Origin of the sequence: Marinomonas communis (assembly GCF_004363305.1) — a bacterium.
GTDB classification, from domain to species: domain Bacteria; phylum Pseudomonadota; class Gammaproteobacteria; order Pseudomonadales; family Marinomonadaceae; genus Marinomonas; species Marinomonas communis.
Genome location: NZ_SNZA01000004.1, coordinates 171746 through 185541, shown reverse-complemented (window position 1 = coordinate 185541; position 13796 = coordinate 171746). Strand labels below are relative to the sequence as shown.

At 46.2% G+C, this 13796-nt stretch carries 11 protein-coding genes; 4 read left to right on the top strand and 7 right to left on the bottom strand.

Features of this window, described 5'->3' with window-relative positions; translation table 11 throughout:
• Positions 1-24 precede the first annotated feature (24 nt).
• Together C8D85_RS12520 and C8D85_RS12515 are read left to right on the top strand one after the other, a co-directional pair.
• Positions 25-444, top strand: a complete 420-nt coding sequence (locus C8D85_RS12520) for a universal stress protein (RefSeq protein WP_133563232.1) — start codon at positions 25-27, stop codon at positions 442-444.
• A 313-nt stretch (positions 445-757) separates the two neighbouring features.
• Positions 758-1705, top strand: a complete 948-nt coding sequence (locus C8D85_RS12515) for a type II toxin-antitoxin system PemK/MazF family toxin (protein WP_133563230.1) — start codon at positions 758-760, stop codon at positions 1703-1705.
• A 172-nt stretch (positions 1706-1877) separates the two neighbouring features.
• Here C8D85_RS12515 and C8D85_RS12510 read toward each other — a convergent pair whose 3' ends face one another.
• Positions 1878-2843, bottom strand: a complete 966-nt coding sequence (locus C8D85_RS12510; protein ID WP_133563228.1) for a LysR substrate-binding domain-containing protein — start codon at positions 2841-2843, stop codon at positions 1878-1880.
• 160 nt (positions 2844-3003) lie between these two features.
• Between C8D85_RS12510 and C8D85_RS12505 the strand changes: the two genes are divergently transcribed.
• Positions 3004-3750, top strand: coding sequence for an SDR family NAD(P)-dependent oxidoreductase (locus tag C8D85_RS12505; RefSeq protein ID WP_133563226.1), 747 nt, complete (start codon positions 3004-3006; stop codon positions 3748-3750).
• An 11-nt stretch (positions 3751-3761) separates the two neighbouring features.
• Positions 3762-4502 carry an SDR family oxidoreductase gene (locus C8D85_RS12500; protein ID WP_133563224.1) on the top strand — a complete coding sequence of 247 codons (741 nt, stop codon included), beginning with the start codon at positions 3762-3764 and terminating at the stop codon, positions 4500-4502.
• Positions 4503-4644: 142 nt separating this feature from the next.
• Here the strand turns inward: C8D85_RS12500 and C8D85_RS12495 are convergent, their stop codons facing one another.
• Genes C8D85_RS12495 through C8D85_RS12470 form a run of 6 tightly spaced genes read right to left on the bottom strand, consistent with a single transcriptional unit; the run spans position 4645 to position 13429 of the window.
• Positions 4645-6327 carry a thiamine pyrophosphate-binding protein gene (locus tag C8D85_RS12495; RefSeq protein WP_133563222.1) on the bottom strand — a complete coding sequence of 561 codons (1683 nt, stop codon included), beginning with the start codon at positions 6325-6327 and terminating at the stop codon, positions 4645-4647.
• A 12-nt stretch (positions 6328-6339) separates the two neighbouring features.
• The gene (locus tag C8D85_RS12490; RefSeq protein WP_133563220.1) at positions 6340-7527 is read right to left on the bottom strand and encodes an NAD(P)/FAD-dependent oxidoreductase; all 1188 of its coding nucleotides are present in this window, start codon (positions 7525-7527) and stop codon (positions 6340-6342) included.
• Positions 7528-7558: 31 nt separating this feature from the next.
• Positions 7559-8365: an NAD-dependent epimerase/dehydratase family protein gene (locus tag C8D85_RS12485; RefSeq protein ID WP_133563218.1), complete on the bottom strand. Its 807-nt coding sequence runs from the start codon at positions 8363-8365 to the stop codon at positions 7559-7561.
• A gap of 49 nt (positions 8366-8414) precedes the next feature.
• The gene (locus tag C8D85_RS12480) at positions 8415-9617 is read right to left on the bottom strand and encodes a pyridoxal phosphate-dependent aminotransferase (protein ID WP_162847583.1); all 1203 of its coding nucleotides are present in this window, start codon (positions 9615-9617) and stop codon (positions 8415-8417) included.
• A gap of 29 nt (positions 9618-9646) precedes the next feature.
• Positions 9647-11311, bottom strand: coding sequence for a hydantoinase B/oxoprolinase family protein (locus tag C8D85_RS12475; RefSeq protein WP_133563216.1), 1665 nt, complete (start codon positions 11309-11311; stop codon positions 9647-9649).
• 18 nt (positions 11312-11329) lie between these two features.
• Entirely contained in the window at positions 11330-13429 is a 2100-nt protein-coding gene (locus tag C8D85_RS12470) for a hydantoinase/oxoprolinase family protein (protein WP_133563214.1), read from the bottom strand.
• Positions 13430-13796 lie beyond the last annotated feature (367 nt).

Below are 13796 nucleotides of genomic sequence, written 5' to 3'. Positions count from 1 at the left end.
CTTTTCACATTAAGGTGACAGAATATGAATAATAAAGTACTTGTCGCGATTGATATTTACGAAGAAAAGACCGCTCAAAAGTTATTGGAGTACGCAACACAAGTTCTGCATCCAGAAGGCGAGTTAACAATCGTCAATGTATTGGACCTAAACCTGAATAGCAGCATGATCGATCGCTTCTATGATGTGAAGCGTGAATATGTTGATTCGACTCGAAAGCGCATAATGCGTCTAGTGAAACAATGTGTCCCCTCTGACGTGCAATACTCAATCTCAGTATTAAATGGGAAAGCGTATGATGAAATTCTTGAGTTGGCGGAAAAATCGGGTGTCGACATGATTTTAGTCGGAGCCTACCGTCAGGTGATGCGTGATTATCTACTTGGTAATACCGCTACGAAAGTGGTGCGTCATGCTAAATGCTCAGTAACCGTACTGCGTTAAAACCATACTCAAGAGCAAATTTTAATACCTCTTTTGTAGCGATACATTAGAGGTATTTTTGTTACCGCAACTAACGTGCAAGAACGCAGGATGAATCTTAAAGTTGTATGATGAAATTGAGCGATTTGTCTGTGAAGTTTATGTTAATTGACTAGAGAACTTGGTGGCGAATGATGAAAGTAAAACAAGCGTCTTTCCCATCGGGTGTAGTTAGAGGTAAATCCTTGTGGTTGCTTTCAGAGATCATGCTTTGAATGAAACTACATATGCTATGATGCAGCGTTAAATAAGGGATACTGTTAGGTACTTTTTAGTGAAGCTCATTTACCGTAACTCAAATGTTGATAATGAAACGTTAGGCTCATTACAGCATGACAACATTGAAAGGATTCTAGTTCCATCAAGCTCCCAAGATGGTCATGATGTTTATCTAAAACAATCATTCTCATCTTCTAAAGAAACTGTATTGTGGCGAGTCCGTAGCGTCAATTTGGTGGATGATGCTGTGATATATGTTGATCTAGAGGAAAGTAATGACGCTTGCGCTTCTGTTGCAGACTTTGCATCGTCGCAATCAAAATCGGTGGAGTTTTATTTAAAAGAGTTTCAGATTGTTGAAGTAGATTTCGGATTCCATTCTAAGTTACACCGGTCAGATGGGAGCTCAGAAAAAAATAGCTTTTTTAATAATGCTTTAATGCCTGGAGAGATGCATAAGAGACGTCCATGTATAACACTCAAAGCAAAAGGGGGAAGAGTCCAAGTTATCCCTCTCTCTACAAGAGTGCCAAGCTCTGGTGATCGTCTTAGCATACCTATTAGTGCAGAGAGCTTTAGTAAACTTGCTACACGATACAGCTCTAAGAAATCGTACGCTCTACTGAATATGATCCAAACCGTATCTGCTCATCGAGTGCATCCACCTCGCGCAGCAAATTTAAAGTTTGAGCATAAATATCACCTGTATAAGCTGAATGCAGAAGACAAGCAGAGGTTAAAAGACTCACTTGGTGCTCAATATACGGATTGGCTACTAACTGAGAAAAATACTATTGAGAACAGGGCTAAGCAATTAGCTCAGGAAAAGTCTAAGCTGCTGAGTAATATGGAAAGACTGAAGTGCGATGTATCTTCTGCAAATGAGAAAATTTCATTTCTAGAGAACATGTTGCTTAAATTTGGAGGCGATTTAGGCGCTGGTGATACTTTAGATGAAGTTATAAGCTACATTCAGGGCGATCCTGGCACCTTGACCGACTAGCTAAACCGTATTAGTATTGCGTTATTGGCTTTGGAAGGGCGTATCACTTGACCTTAGCGACAGGCAGAGACATTCTCCTCTTTAGGGCTTGGACGATGCTGCTGATACAAAAGTAAAATTTAAAAGCCACTTATTATGTAAGTGGCTTTTTTATATCTGAAAAATTAAACGTTTAGTTCGTCCAAGATGTTCGGTGCATGTTCGAGACAGCAACTCGTTGATGGTTGTTAACGTTTTTAGCGGTTTCAGTGACCCAATTCATAAATGATTTCGCGGCAAAGTTATCTTCTTTCTCAGAGAGGGTAAGAAAGAAAGCATTTTTATCCCCTTCAACCACCTCACTTAAGGCGACGAGCTGTCCTGCTTCGATCAATGATTCCACATGCCAGTCCCAAACTAAGGCAATACCTACACCGTTGATGGCAGCATAGATAATGCTGATCTGATCCTCTAAACGCATTTCATTGATTGGTCGTTGATAAGCAATGCCATGGTGTTTTGCCCAGGTTTGCCAGTTTTCCCAAAACTTAGGTGCGTTTTGCAGGGCCAAAAGAGGCTGTTGCCAGATCTGATCAAGGTTCTCACATTGCGGGTTTTTTCGTAAAAAGTTGGGGCTACACACCAATAGCAATCGATCATTGAACAACTTAATACCTCGCGGGGTTGGGGTATCTTTGGCGCTGTAGTAAAAAGCGACATCGTGCTGTTTACTCAGTGTTGGCTGAATATTACGTTCACTGTTGATGCTGATATTCAAATGAATATCAGGGTATTTGCTACGAAAATCATCGAGTCTTGGGATCAGCCAGAAATGAGAGAAGCAGGCACCCACCTCAATATTAATGGAGGAAGGATTGAGGTCATCGTTTAGTTTCTTCGACTCTTCGGAAAGTAAGTGTAGTACTTGGTTAACCGTCGTCAGATAGGACTGCCCTTTGGTGGTGAGTTCTAAGCCGTTCTTCTTACGTAGGAATAATGTCGTATTCAAAAACGCTTCTAACTGTTTGACCTGTTTACTGACGGCTGTAGGGGTGACACACAGTTCATTCGCTGCGCTTGTGAGTGATCCTAGCCGTGCTGCCGCTTCAAAAATAATCAGACTACTATGGGAAGGAATGTCGGAATTTTTAATCGGCATGGCACTTTCTATCCTTAACTTTTAGTTCATTTTCTATGAATGAAATAGCGTTTTACTCATAAAGTCTACTTTTATTATCTTGGTGATGTCGAGGTGAGTTTCATGCCTTTTCAGGATTTTTAAACAGATGGGAATTGCCCAATAGTTAGGAGTAGAGTGAATGAGTGAACGCGTGATTGTGATTACAGGTGGAGCAAGCGGCTTGGGTAAGTGCTGTGCGAAAACATTTGCCGCGCAGGGAGATACGGTAGCGATTGTGGATATCAACCCGCAATTGAGTCAGCAAACCGTAGAAGAAATTGAGCGTGAAGGTGGTAAAGCGGCTTTCTTTATCGGTGACATTACCAGCAAATCTGCTTCGTTGGAGCTATTGAACGGTATTATTGAAAAATTTGGTGATGTGTCCGTGCTGGTTAACTGTGCTGGCGTTTATCCGCGTAAGCCTATTCTTGAGATTGAAGATGCAGACTGGGAATTAGAGTGTGCGGTGAATATTCGCGGCACTTACAACATGATGGCAGTCGTGGTGAAACATTTCCTAGCTACGTCAACGGGCGCAGACGTTAACGGCCGAATCGTCAATGTTGCTTCAGTGGATGCCTTCAAAGCCCACCCTCAAAATGCACACTATGCGGCGACGAAAGCGGCCGTCGTGAGTTTAACCAAATCCTTTGCTGCGGAGTTTGCTTCGTCTCAAATTCTAATTAATGGTGTGGCACCCGCTGGTATCGCAACAGATCGTGCCAAAGAGCTAGGCTTTTTACCAGAACTGACCGCTGCCAGCCCATTAGGTCGTGCTGCAGAGCCACAGGATATTACCGATGTCATTATCTTCTTAGCCGGTGATAAGAACCGTTATATGACTGGGGAAACCACGATTGTAAGCGGTGGCTACATTTACGCTTAAGGAGAAAGGTTATGGGTTTAATACCAAATTATCAATCGGCTTTAGTCACCGGCGCATCCAAGGGCATTGGTCGTGATGTGTCCATCACTCTTGCCAGTATGGGATTAACTGTACATGCCGTGGCACGCAGTGAAAGCAGCTTAGAGAGTTTAAACAGCGAGATTGAATGTCAGACTTATGCCTTGGACATCAACGATGCACAAGCCTTAGCAGGGGTACTGGAAGTATCAGCCCCAGATGTGATCGTGGCTAACGCTGGTGTACTGCCTTCTGTCGCACCGTATCAGCAAATGCCATGGGATGAGATCGAGGCGATGATTACGACCAATCTAATGGCCACCATGAGAACAGTGCGTTTGGCTCTGCCTGGGATGATCGAGCGCAACCGTGGTCATATTGTGATCATAGGCTCTTCTGCGGCCCTTTGTCCTGCGCCGGGTGTTGCGGCATATGGTGCAACAAAAGCAGCAATACATCAGTTCTGTCGAGCGCTACGTTGTGACTTATTAGGGACGAATGTTCGGATAACGGAGATAGTCCCTGGTCGCGTGCAGACGAACTTGTATCATCAGTTCTTAGGAGAAGAGGGCGCGCAAGAAAAGCTCTACAAAGGGATCAAATCGCTCCAACCAGCTGACATTGCTGAAGCGGTTAAACATATTGTGTCTGCTCCAGCTCATGTGGACATTGCCCACTATGAGGTGATGCCTCAAATGCAAGTAATGGGTGGCAGCAGTACCTATACTGAATAAGTGAGATAAGTAGAGTTTTGATAACTTGAAGATGTTTAAAAACCGTACCTTTTTAAGGTGCGGTTTTTTATTTTATTGATAAAAAAAGCAGATACGTTCGCGAGGAAACGCATCTGCTAAAAGAGTATAGAGTTGGAGGCTGCTATACTTTGGTGCCGCGGAGCTGTGAAAGGGTAATGTTGGGGGAGATCACTTCTTTCGAGATGCGAATCTCGATTAACGCAGGTTTGTTTGAGCTTTGCGCACGTTTAAACGCTTCAGCAAATTGCTCGGTACTCTCCACTAATTCGGTGTGGCAACCGTAGGCCTTACCTAATTGCACAAAGTCCGGGTTTTCAAGCTCTGTTGCTACCACGCGTGTTGGGTATTCGCGCTCCTGGTGCATACGAATGGTGCCGAACATGCTGTTGTTTACCACGATGGTAATAACGTTTGCGCCATATTGAGCGGCAGTGGCAAGTTCTTGACCGTTCATCATGAAACAGCCATCACCAGCCATGGCGATACAGGTACGCTCAGGGTGAACCAGTTTCGCAGCAACGGCCGCTGGTGTGCCATATCCCATAGCACCGTTGGTTGGCGCGAGTTGCGTGCGGTGACGGTGGAAACGGTAGAAGCGGTGAATCCATGTTGTGTAGTTGCCTGCTCCGTTACAAATAACAGAATCTTCAGGTAGCTCGCTGTTCAGCCAGTCCATGATTTCTGCCATTTGCATATCACCAGAGACCTTAATTGGCGCATTCCAGTCTTCAAATTCTGCACGGGCTTGCTTTGTTTCCGCTGCCCATACAGGCGCTTTAGAAGGCTTCGCTTCTGCGAACGCTTTGACAAATGCCGAAGGTGTGGCATTGATGGCTACCTCTGGGTAGTAGACCTTCCCTAGCTCTTCTGCACTAGCATGAATGTGAATGATGCGTTGTTGCGGCATTGGGATATCGATCGTCTTATAACCACGAGTGGTCATCTCTCCCAGACGTGAACCAATCACCAATAGTAAGTCCGCAGTTTTCATACGTTCAGTTAGAGCTGGGCTGATACCAATGCCCAAGTCTCCAACATAGTTAGGGTGCTCATTGTTGATGTAATCTTGGCAACGGAACGAGTTTGCAACGGGGAGCTGCCAAGTCTCTGCAATGGATTCAAGTGTTTGACGGGCTTCTTCGCCCCAGCCTGAACCACCAATAATAGCCAATGGACGCTCTGCGGTCTCAAGCGCAGCTTTTACGGATTCGATATCAGCTAAGCTTGGTGATGTTTCGATCTGTTTCCATGCTGGAAGGTCTTTAATGTCAGTCTCATCTACAAGCATGTCTTCTGGAAGGACTAGTACAACTGGACCAGGACGACCTGAAGTTGCTGTAGCGTAGGCACGATTGACGTACTCTGGGATACGACTTGCATCTTCAATTTGAGCAACCCACTTCGAGACTTGGCCAAACATACGGCGATAGTCGATTTCTTGGAACGCTTCGCGATCAAAGTCTGCTCGTGCTACCTGACCAATGAAAAGAATCATCGGTGTTGAGTCTTGGTAAGCCACGTGTAGACCACAGCTGGCGTTCGTCGCTCCAGGGCCACGGGTAACGAAACAAACACCAGGGCGACCTGTTAACTTACCATAAGCATCTGCCATGTATGACGCGCCGCCTTCGTTACGACAGACGTTTACCTCAATTTCTGGGGTGTCGTACATGGCATCAAGAGCTGCTAAGTAACTTTCACCCGGTACGCAGAATACGCGGTCAGTACCGTTGTTACGAATGGCGTCGATTAAAACACGGCCGCCATTGCGCATGGATTTGACGTTTGAATTTGTTGTTGTCATGTTTTTATCCAATTAGATGACTAGGGATTCTAGGAATGGGATCTGCTTTTCAATACGTTCGTATCCAAGTGGAGACAGATCTAATGTGCGGTACTCGCCATAAGTGATGATTTCTGAGATACCTCGACCTACCGCTGGTGCCTGTTGCAAACCGTGTCCACTAAAGCCGTTGGCAAATAGGAAGTTTTTCACTTGTGTGTGTGGGCCAAGGATCGCATTGTGATCAAGGGTGTTGAAGGCATAGTGCCCCGCCCAAGAGTTCACAACTTTGATTGCTTCAAATGCTGGCACGCGCTCAGCAAGTGGTAGCCAGATACGTTCTTCAAACTCCGAATGGATAACATCAAAGTCATCGTAATCCACCGTAGGGTCAGGATTTGGCTCTAGTGTTGATAAGAAATATTGGCCTTCGGGGCGACAGAAGATGCCTGTCGGGTCAATAATCGCGGGCATTTTATCTGCGACTTTTTCACGACAATCGAAGACAAAAATACAACGCTTACGAGGTACGACTGGAATACCAAGGCCCGCCATTTCACAGATTTGGTTGGCGCGAGGCCCTGCAGCATTAAGCACATAGCCACAGTCGATGGTTTCACCGGATTTAAGCTTAACGGATTCAATTGCATCGCCATTACGTACTAAGTCCACCACTTCATCTGTGATGTATTCAACACCTAAAGAGCGTGCTTTTTTCTTAAAGCCTTGCATGAAACCAAAACTATCAAACCAACCTTCGCCTTTAAGGCCAAGGCATCCAACTGCAACCCCTTGGGTTTCGAGCCATGGAAAGCGAGCTTTAATATCATCAGGCGTCAAAAGTGCCATGTCAGAACCAAGGCGAACTTGTGTGTTGTAGTTTTCAGTCAAAATAGGCTTTTCGTTTTCACCAACTAGATAGAGGTAGCCGTTTTCTTGGAAGCCAAGTTCTGGCACATCACCATCTACAGCACAATAGTCAGAGAAGCTCTTGATAAACTCAGTGCCGTACTGAGAAATCTTGATATTCACCTCGTTAGAAAACTGGTGGCGTATAGAGCTGGACGATAGTGCGGTAGAAGATTTGGCATAGCTGGTATCTTTTTCGATGACCAAAACCGAGCCGTTAAAGTCCGGATTTGAAGCCAAGAAATAAGCCGTCGAACTGCCCATCACGGCACCGCCGATAATCACTACATCATACTTTTTATTAACAGACATCAGACATCTCTCTCTAAAAAATTTACTGTGTTTACTTGTCTTCAAAATGGCCGGCAGCGGGGAAACTACCACCGCAATACACCACAGCTGTATCATTTGGGTTCGGTTGTGAAGAGTTTGCTTCTACCTTTTCTCGATAGATTTCTGCGCTATCTTGAGGCTGATAGCCGATGAACGCGGCCTGTTGATTGTTCCAGAAGTTCTCTCTATTGGCGGAAACACCATAAACAACCGTAAAGCCTACGCGAGTCGTGTTTAAGCCTCGATCACATAGTTGAATGAAATCCCTGTAGCTTAGCCACGTTGCCAGCATGCGACGGTCAAGTGGTTCTGGAAAGCAAGAGCCAATACGAATAGAGAGTGTTTCAATACCGAACTTATCCCAGTAGTAACGAGCTAGATCTTCACCAAACGCCTTACTGACACCGTACAGACTGTCAGGACGATGGGGGACAAATGAATCAATCATGGCTTCACGCTCGTAAAAACCGATCGCATGATTGGAAGAGCCAAACACGATGCGTTTCACACCATTTTGACGACAAGCCTCATACAGGTTGTAGAAGCCGCGGATATTGGCATTCAGAATGGTTTCGAATGTATTTTCTAGAGCCATCCCACCCAAATGAATGACAGCGTCGACGTTTTTGGTCATCTCTAGAACGGTATTAAAGTCGCCTAGATCTGCTTGAACAATCTCTTCGTTGGCTTTGGCTTCGCCCATATCTGCGATATCGGTAAGACGTAGAGTGTCGGCAAGATGTTGAGCGTTTTCACGTAAAACTGTGCCTAATGCACCTGCCGCACCTGTGATTAGAATTCGATTAAATTTAGCCATGTCAGCTCCTTGGTTAACCTACTCAAACTAAAAGCTTGAGCATGATTGTTTATTTCAATGTGGCGATTGCCGCTTTTATATTGGTTAAGGCTTGTTCAAGTTGCTCTTCTGAGGTGGCAAAAGAAAAGCGAACGAAAGGTTCCAGCCCGTACGCAGCTCCCGGAACACAGGCCACCAGAGCTTCTCTCAATAGGAAGGTGGCGACCTCGGTATCGTTGTTCAAAACTTGACCGTTTTTAGTGGTTTTACCAATCAAGGCTTCACAGTCAGCGAAGATGTAAAACGCACCAGCAGGAACGAATGCTTTAAGTTCCGGTACATCAGCTAACCCTCTAATCATCAAATCGCGACGAGACTGATATTTAAGGCGGCAAAACTCGACAAAGGATTGATCCCCCGTCAGAGCTTTCACGCTAGCGGCTTGTGAGATGGATGATGGATTCGTTGTGCTTTGAGATTGAAGCTTGTTCATGGCTTTGATCAAGCCTTCTGGGCCAGCGCCATAACCAATACGCCACCCCGTCATGGCATAGCTTTTAGACACACCATTAATGATTAATGTACGGTCTTTTAGCTCAGGACAGGCTTTACCAAATGAGGTGAATTGCCCTTCGTCAAAGCAGATTTTCTCGTAAATTTCATCTGACATAATCAAGCAGCGAGGATATTGGTTAACCACATTGCCAATCATTGCCAGATTTTCTTTTGTTAAAATGGCACCGGAGGGATTGGAGGGGGTGTTGATGATGATCCATCGGGTTTTTTCGGTGATGGCTTCTTGCAATGCTTCTTTCGTTGGACAGAAATTGTTCTCTGCAGTACAAGCAACCACTTTCGGAATACCGCCATGAAGTTTCACCATATCTGGGTAGGAAACAAAATAAGGTGCGAGAATTACGACTTCATCACCTTCCTCTAACGTTGCCATTAAAGCATTGAAAATGACCTGTTTGGCACCATTGCCAACACTGATCTCATTGCGATTAAAATCCAAGGCATTATCGCTCTTAAACTTCTGGATAATGGCGTCTTTTAACTCAGGCGTACCATCTGGCGCGGTGTAGCGTGTTTGTCCCTTGTACATGGCAACAATGGCTGCCTGAATAATATCTTCTGGGGTATTGAAATCAGGTTCACCAAGACTAAGGTCTACCACCGCCATACCATCGCGAACCATTTGTTTCGCTGCTTGGGAAACGGCCATGCTAGGTGAGGACTTCACCTGTTCTAATCGTGTCGATTGATAATTCATAGTGTTCTCTAGTTAGCGTTGCCGCAGGCTTATTCAGCGTCGAAGTTATACAGGGATTTCGCTTCATCACGGGTGATGTAACCAAATGCCACATCTTGTGCGATCAGCTCACGATTACGTTCTGCTGGAGCTCCGTGACCACCGCCACCAGGCAGTTCCAATAACAGTGTCTTTCCAGATGGGACGGCTTGTGTTCCCTTTGATTTCAAGGTGGTTCCATCCGTTAAAGACACGCGTCCAGCGGCACCTGCCAAACCACCTGAGCGGCCTTGTGGGGCATGGTTTACACGGTCGAACATGGCGTTAAAGCGGAATTCAAATCCGTCATTTGGCGAAATTTCGATGACTTGACCTAAACCACCACGTTGCTTACCGGCACCACCAGAACTTGGACGTAACTCTTTACGCCAGATAGTGATCGGACCAACGTGCTCAGAAGCTTCGACCGGCATGGTATGCACACCGCTTGGGAAGGCGGTTGAACTGAGTCCATCAAACTCTGCACGTGCACCAGTACCGCCACTGTTAAACATTAGGATTTCAGCATTACTACTGTCGTCGGCATCGGGAGCAGTTGAACGGACACTCACATGTAGGTTCCATAGGCAGCCGGAGCCTTCAGCCGGTACGTTCATACCTGTTAGCTTCTGTAGCGCACCCAATACCAAGTCAGGTGTAAATTGACCCAGTACATGACGCACCGATACTGGAGCAGGGCGCTTAGCATTCAGAATACAATTGTCAGGTGCGACAACCTTGAAAGGCGCAAGGGAGGCGTGGTTGTTCGGAATCTCAGGTGCCAAAGAACATTTTAGGCCGTAACAAGCGTACGCCTTGGCGTAGATCAATGGCACGTTGATACCGAATGGGCTCACTGGCGAAGTGCCGTCAAAGTCTGCAACGATAGCGCCGTCTGCAACACTTAATGTCACAGCCAGTTTTACCGGCTGATCATAACCATCGAGCATCATCTCGTTGTAAGACGTTTTGCCTTGAGGCAAGTTTTGCAATGCTTCTGCCGTGGCTTTCGCGCTGTTTTCAAAGATGAATTCGGCGAGGTCTTGCAGATGATCCAGTTCAAATTCATCCATCATGTCTAGCAGTCGACGGTTACCGACTTCATTACACGCAGCCAGAGAATAAATATCACCAACTACCTGATCGGATTCACGTACGTTGTTACGAATAATACTGACGAGAGTCTGATTGGCTTCACCGCGCTCGAACAATTTAGTGATCGGTAAAAACAAGCCTTCTTCGTAAAGCTCGCGTGCATCAGGGCCGAAACCACGACCGCCGATATCGACTACGTGTGCCGTGCAGGCGAAGAAGCCAATAAGTTTTCCGCCACGGAAGGAAGGGCTTACCACGGTAATATCATGTAGGTGACCGGTACCTTTCCAAGGATCATTAGTGAGGTACACATCGCCTTCAAACATATTGTCGTAGCCGATTTCACGGATGAAGTGAAAGACCGACTCCGCCATGGTATTGACGTGTCCTGGTGTACCCGTGACAGCTTGCGCCATCATACGGCCTTCCAAATCAAAGACCCCGGCTGATAAGTCGCCCGCTTCACGAACACTTGGACAGAAAGCGGTACGGATCAGTGTGCTTGCCTGCTCTTCCACAACGGAAATCAGGCGGTTCCACATAACTTGTTTATAAACATTAGCAAGAGTTTGAGTCGACATTGTCTGATTCCTGAATTCTTAAGCGGTTAGGTTTTTGCTTTGCAGCAACAGGCTGCCATCGTTTTGCACAAACACATCAAAGCTTGTCGGCACGATGGTGGATGTTTCGCGTTCTACGACGACAGCTGGGCCAATTACGCGAGCGCCCGCAGATAAGGTGTCGCGCTCAACGATTTGTGCATCAACAAATTTGGCCAGTGCTGAGTCAAATACTTGGCGAGCAATAGGGGACGTGACGACTTTGCTATCCGCTAAAGAAGGAACTTTTTCAACTTCTGGCATAGGGGAGCTTGCTTTCACAGTCCAGCTGACGATTTCAATCGGTAAGCCTTCGATTGGGCGGCCGAAAAAGCGTGTGTAGGTGGCTGCAAACTGTTCAGCCAACTGAGCTTTATCTTGCTCTGAATAGGCGCCATCTTGTAAATCAACTGGGATTTCCCAACCTTGACCTGCGTAACGCATGAAGGCACGTCGTTCCCAAACAGGTGAGATATCTCCAGCCCCTTCGTTGATCACTGCCGCCGCAGCGCTAGAGAGTTCGTCTAGGGTTTCGTTGATCTGAGCTGCACTGGTGTTTTCTAGTCGCATGAAAGCTGACTTAACCACTTCATAGCCGAAAGGTGCTTTTAAGAAGCCAACTGCAGAGCCAACCCCCGCACTCTTAGGGATCATAAGACGTTCAACGCCAAGCTTTTCACACAGACGTGCAGCATGAACGGGCGCGGCACCACCAAAGGCAATCATGGTAAAGGTTTCTAGCGCCTTACCATTTTCAACAGCGTGGGCGCGAGCGGCATTAGCCATATTTTCATCAACGACTTCACTCACTCCGTAAGCTGAAGAAACGGCATCTAATGACAAGTGTTGACCGACTTCTTTTACCAACGCTGTTGAGGATGCATCAGTGCTAAGTTGGATGGCACCACCGGCGAAGTTGTCCGCGTCAAGGCGACCTAACACCAAATCGGCGTCCGTTACCGCTGGGCGCAGGCCACCACGCTGGTAACAGGCTGGACCTGGCTCTGATGCGGCACTTTCAGGCCCTACGCGGATTTGATTCATTGAATCGATACCCGCTAAAGAGCCACCACCAGCACCGATCTCTACCATCTCAATTACGGGAATTGAAATTGGCATACCACTGCCTTTTTTGAAGCGGTAACTACGATCCACTTCAAATGTTTTTGCCGTTTTCGGGCGGCCATCTTCGATGAGACAGATTTTGGCCGTGGTACCGCCCATATCAAATGAAACCACATTATCTAAGCTGAAACGCTCAGCGATGTCAGCGGCAAACATGGCGCCACCCGCAGGGCCAGACTCCATCAATCGAACTGGGAACTCCGCCGCATTTTGCACGCTAATGATGCCGCCACCTGAATGAATCATGAACACGGGACAGTCAATGCCTTCTTCTTTAAGGCGAACAACCAAGCGGCTTAGATAAGATTCAATAACGGGGCGAACATATGCATTCGCACACACGGTGTTGAAGCGTTCATATTCACGCATTTGTGGTGACACTTCAGATGAGATGCTGATAGATACTTCCGGTAAGCGAGCTTGCAGAATGTCGCGAACACGCGCTTCGTGGCTACCGTTTAAATAACTGTGCATGAAACCAATAGCGATACTTTCAAAGCCGCGTTCGGCGATCACGTCAGCAAGTGCTTCAACTTGCTTTTCATCAAGAGGCTTAAGAACTTCGCCTTTGGCACTGATGCGCTCATTGATCGTAAACCGATCTGGGCGAGGAATGAGTGGCTTCGGTAGAACGATATTGAGGTCATATTGCTCAAAACGATTCTCCGTACGCATTTCTAGTACGTCGCGAAAGCCCTCTGTGGTAATAAATGCGGTACTGGCACCACGGCGTTCAATTAGAGCATTGGTCGCCAAAGTGGTGCCGTGAATGACCATGTCGATATCAGAAACAGAGATCCCCGCTTTCTGAACCACTTCATGAATACCATCTAGGATCGCTTGTTCTGGCGCCGAGTAGTTTGTCAGCACCTTCGTCGAAACGATTGAATCACCTAGCTCTAGTGCGATATCGGTGAATGTACCTCCAATATCAACACCCACTCGAACGGGGTTTTGTGTCGCATCTTTTGTCATTTTTGAATCCAAGTTCCTGTGAATATTGTTAAAGCCATAAACTCGGTATGGGCCGATTTTCAGTCAGTTCGATCTAACTTATTTGTTTTATATCATGTCATATGTTGTCTGACAACATATGACATAATATAAACTCTTAAACATTGATTAGTGAATCAAATGAGAATGGAGTTTAGGCTTTATTGAAGTGAGTTGAACAAGCTTGTCTACGTTGGAAAGAGGGCCGTGATGATTTGCTTCCATGTATCAAAAAATGACTGGCGAGACGGTGTCAAACAACTCGTTCAGAAACTGAAGCAAAGGAGGCAATTTTATGCTTAAATTTGTGTGGATACCTCAGCTCCTAAGGTAAATTTCAAAACGGTGT

Bases quoted from the DNA above. Each gene is read 5' to 3' on its own strand.
- C8D85_RS12520 (WP_133563232.1), top strand. From the start codon at position 25: ATGAATAATAAAGTACTTGTCGCGATTGATATTTACGAAGAAAAGACC.
- C8D85_RS12510 (WP_133563228.1), bottom strand. From the start codon at position 2,843: ATGCCGATTAAAAATTCCGACATTCCTTCCCATAGTAGTCTGATTATT.
- C8D85_RS12505 (WP_133563226.1), top strand. From the start codon at position 3,004: ATGAGTGAACGCGTGATTGTGATTACAGGTGGAGCAAGCGGCTTGGGT.
- C8D85_RS12500 (WP_133563224.1), top strand. From the start codon at position 3,762: ATGGGTTTAATACCAAATTATCAATCGGCTTTAGTCACCGGCGCATCC.
- C8D85_RS12495 (WP_133563222.1), bottom strand. From the start codon at position 6,327: ATGACAACAACAAATTCAAACGTCAAATCCATGCGCAATGGCGGCCGT.
- C8D85_RS12490 (WP_133563220.1), bottom strand. From the start codon at position 7,527: ATGTCTGTTAATAAAAAGTATGATGTAGTGATTATCGGCGGTGCCGTG.
- C8D85_RS12485 (WP_133563218.1), bottom strand. From the start codon at position 8,365: ATGGCTAAATTTAATCGAATTCTAATCACAGGTGCGGCAGGTGCATTA.
- C8D85_RS12480 (WP_162847583.1), bottom strand. From the start codon at position 9,617: ATGAATTATCAATCGACACGATTAGAACAGGTGAAGTCCTCACCTAGC.
- C8D85_RS12475 (WP_133563216.1), bottom strand. From the start codon at position 11,311: ATGTCGACTCAAACTCTTGCTAATGTTTATAAACAAGTTATGTGGAAC.
- C8D85_RS12470 (WP_133563214.1), bottom strand. From the start codon at position 13,429: ATGACAAAAGATGCGACACAAAACCCCGTTCGAGTGGGTGTTGATATT.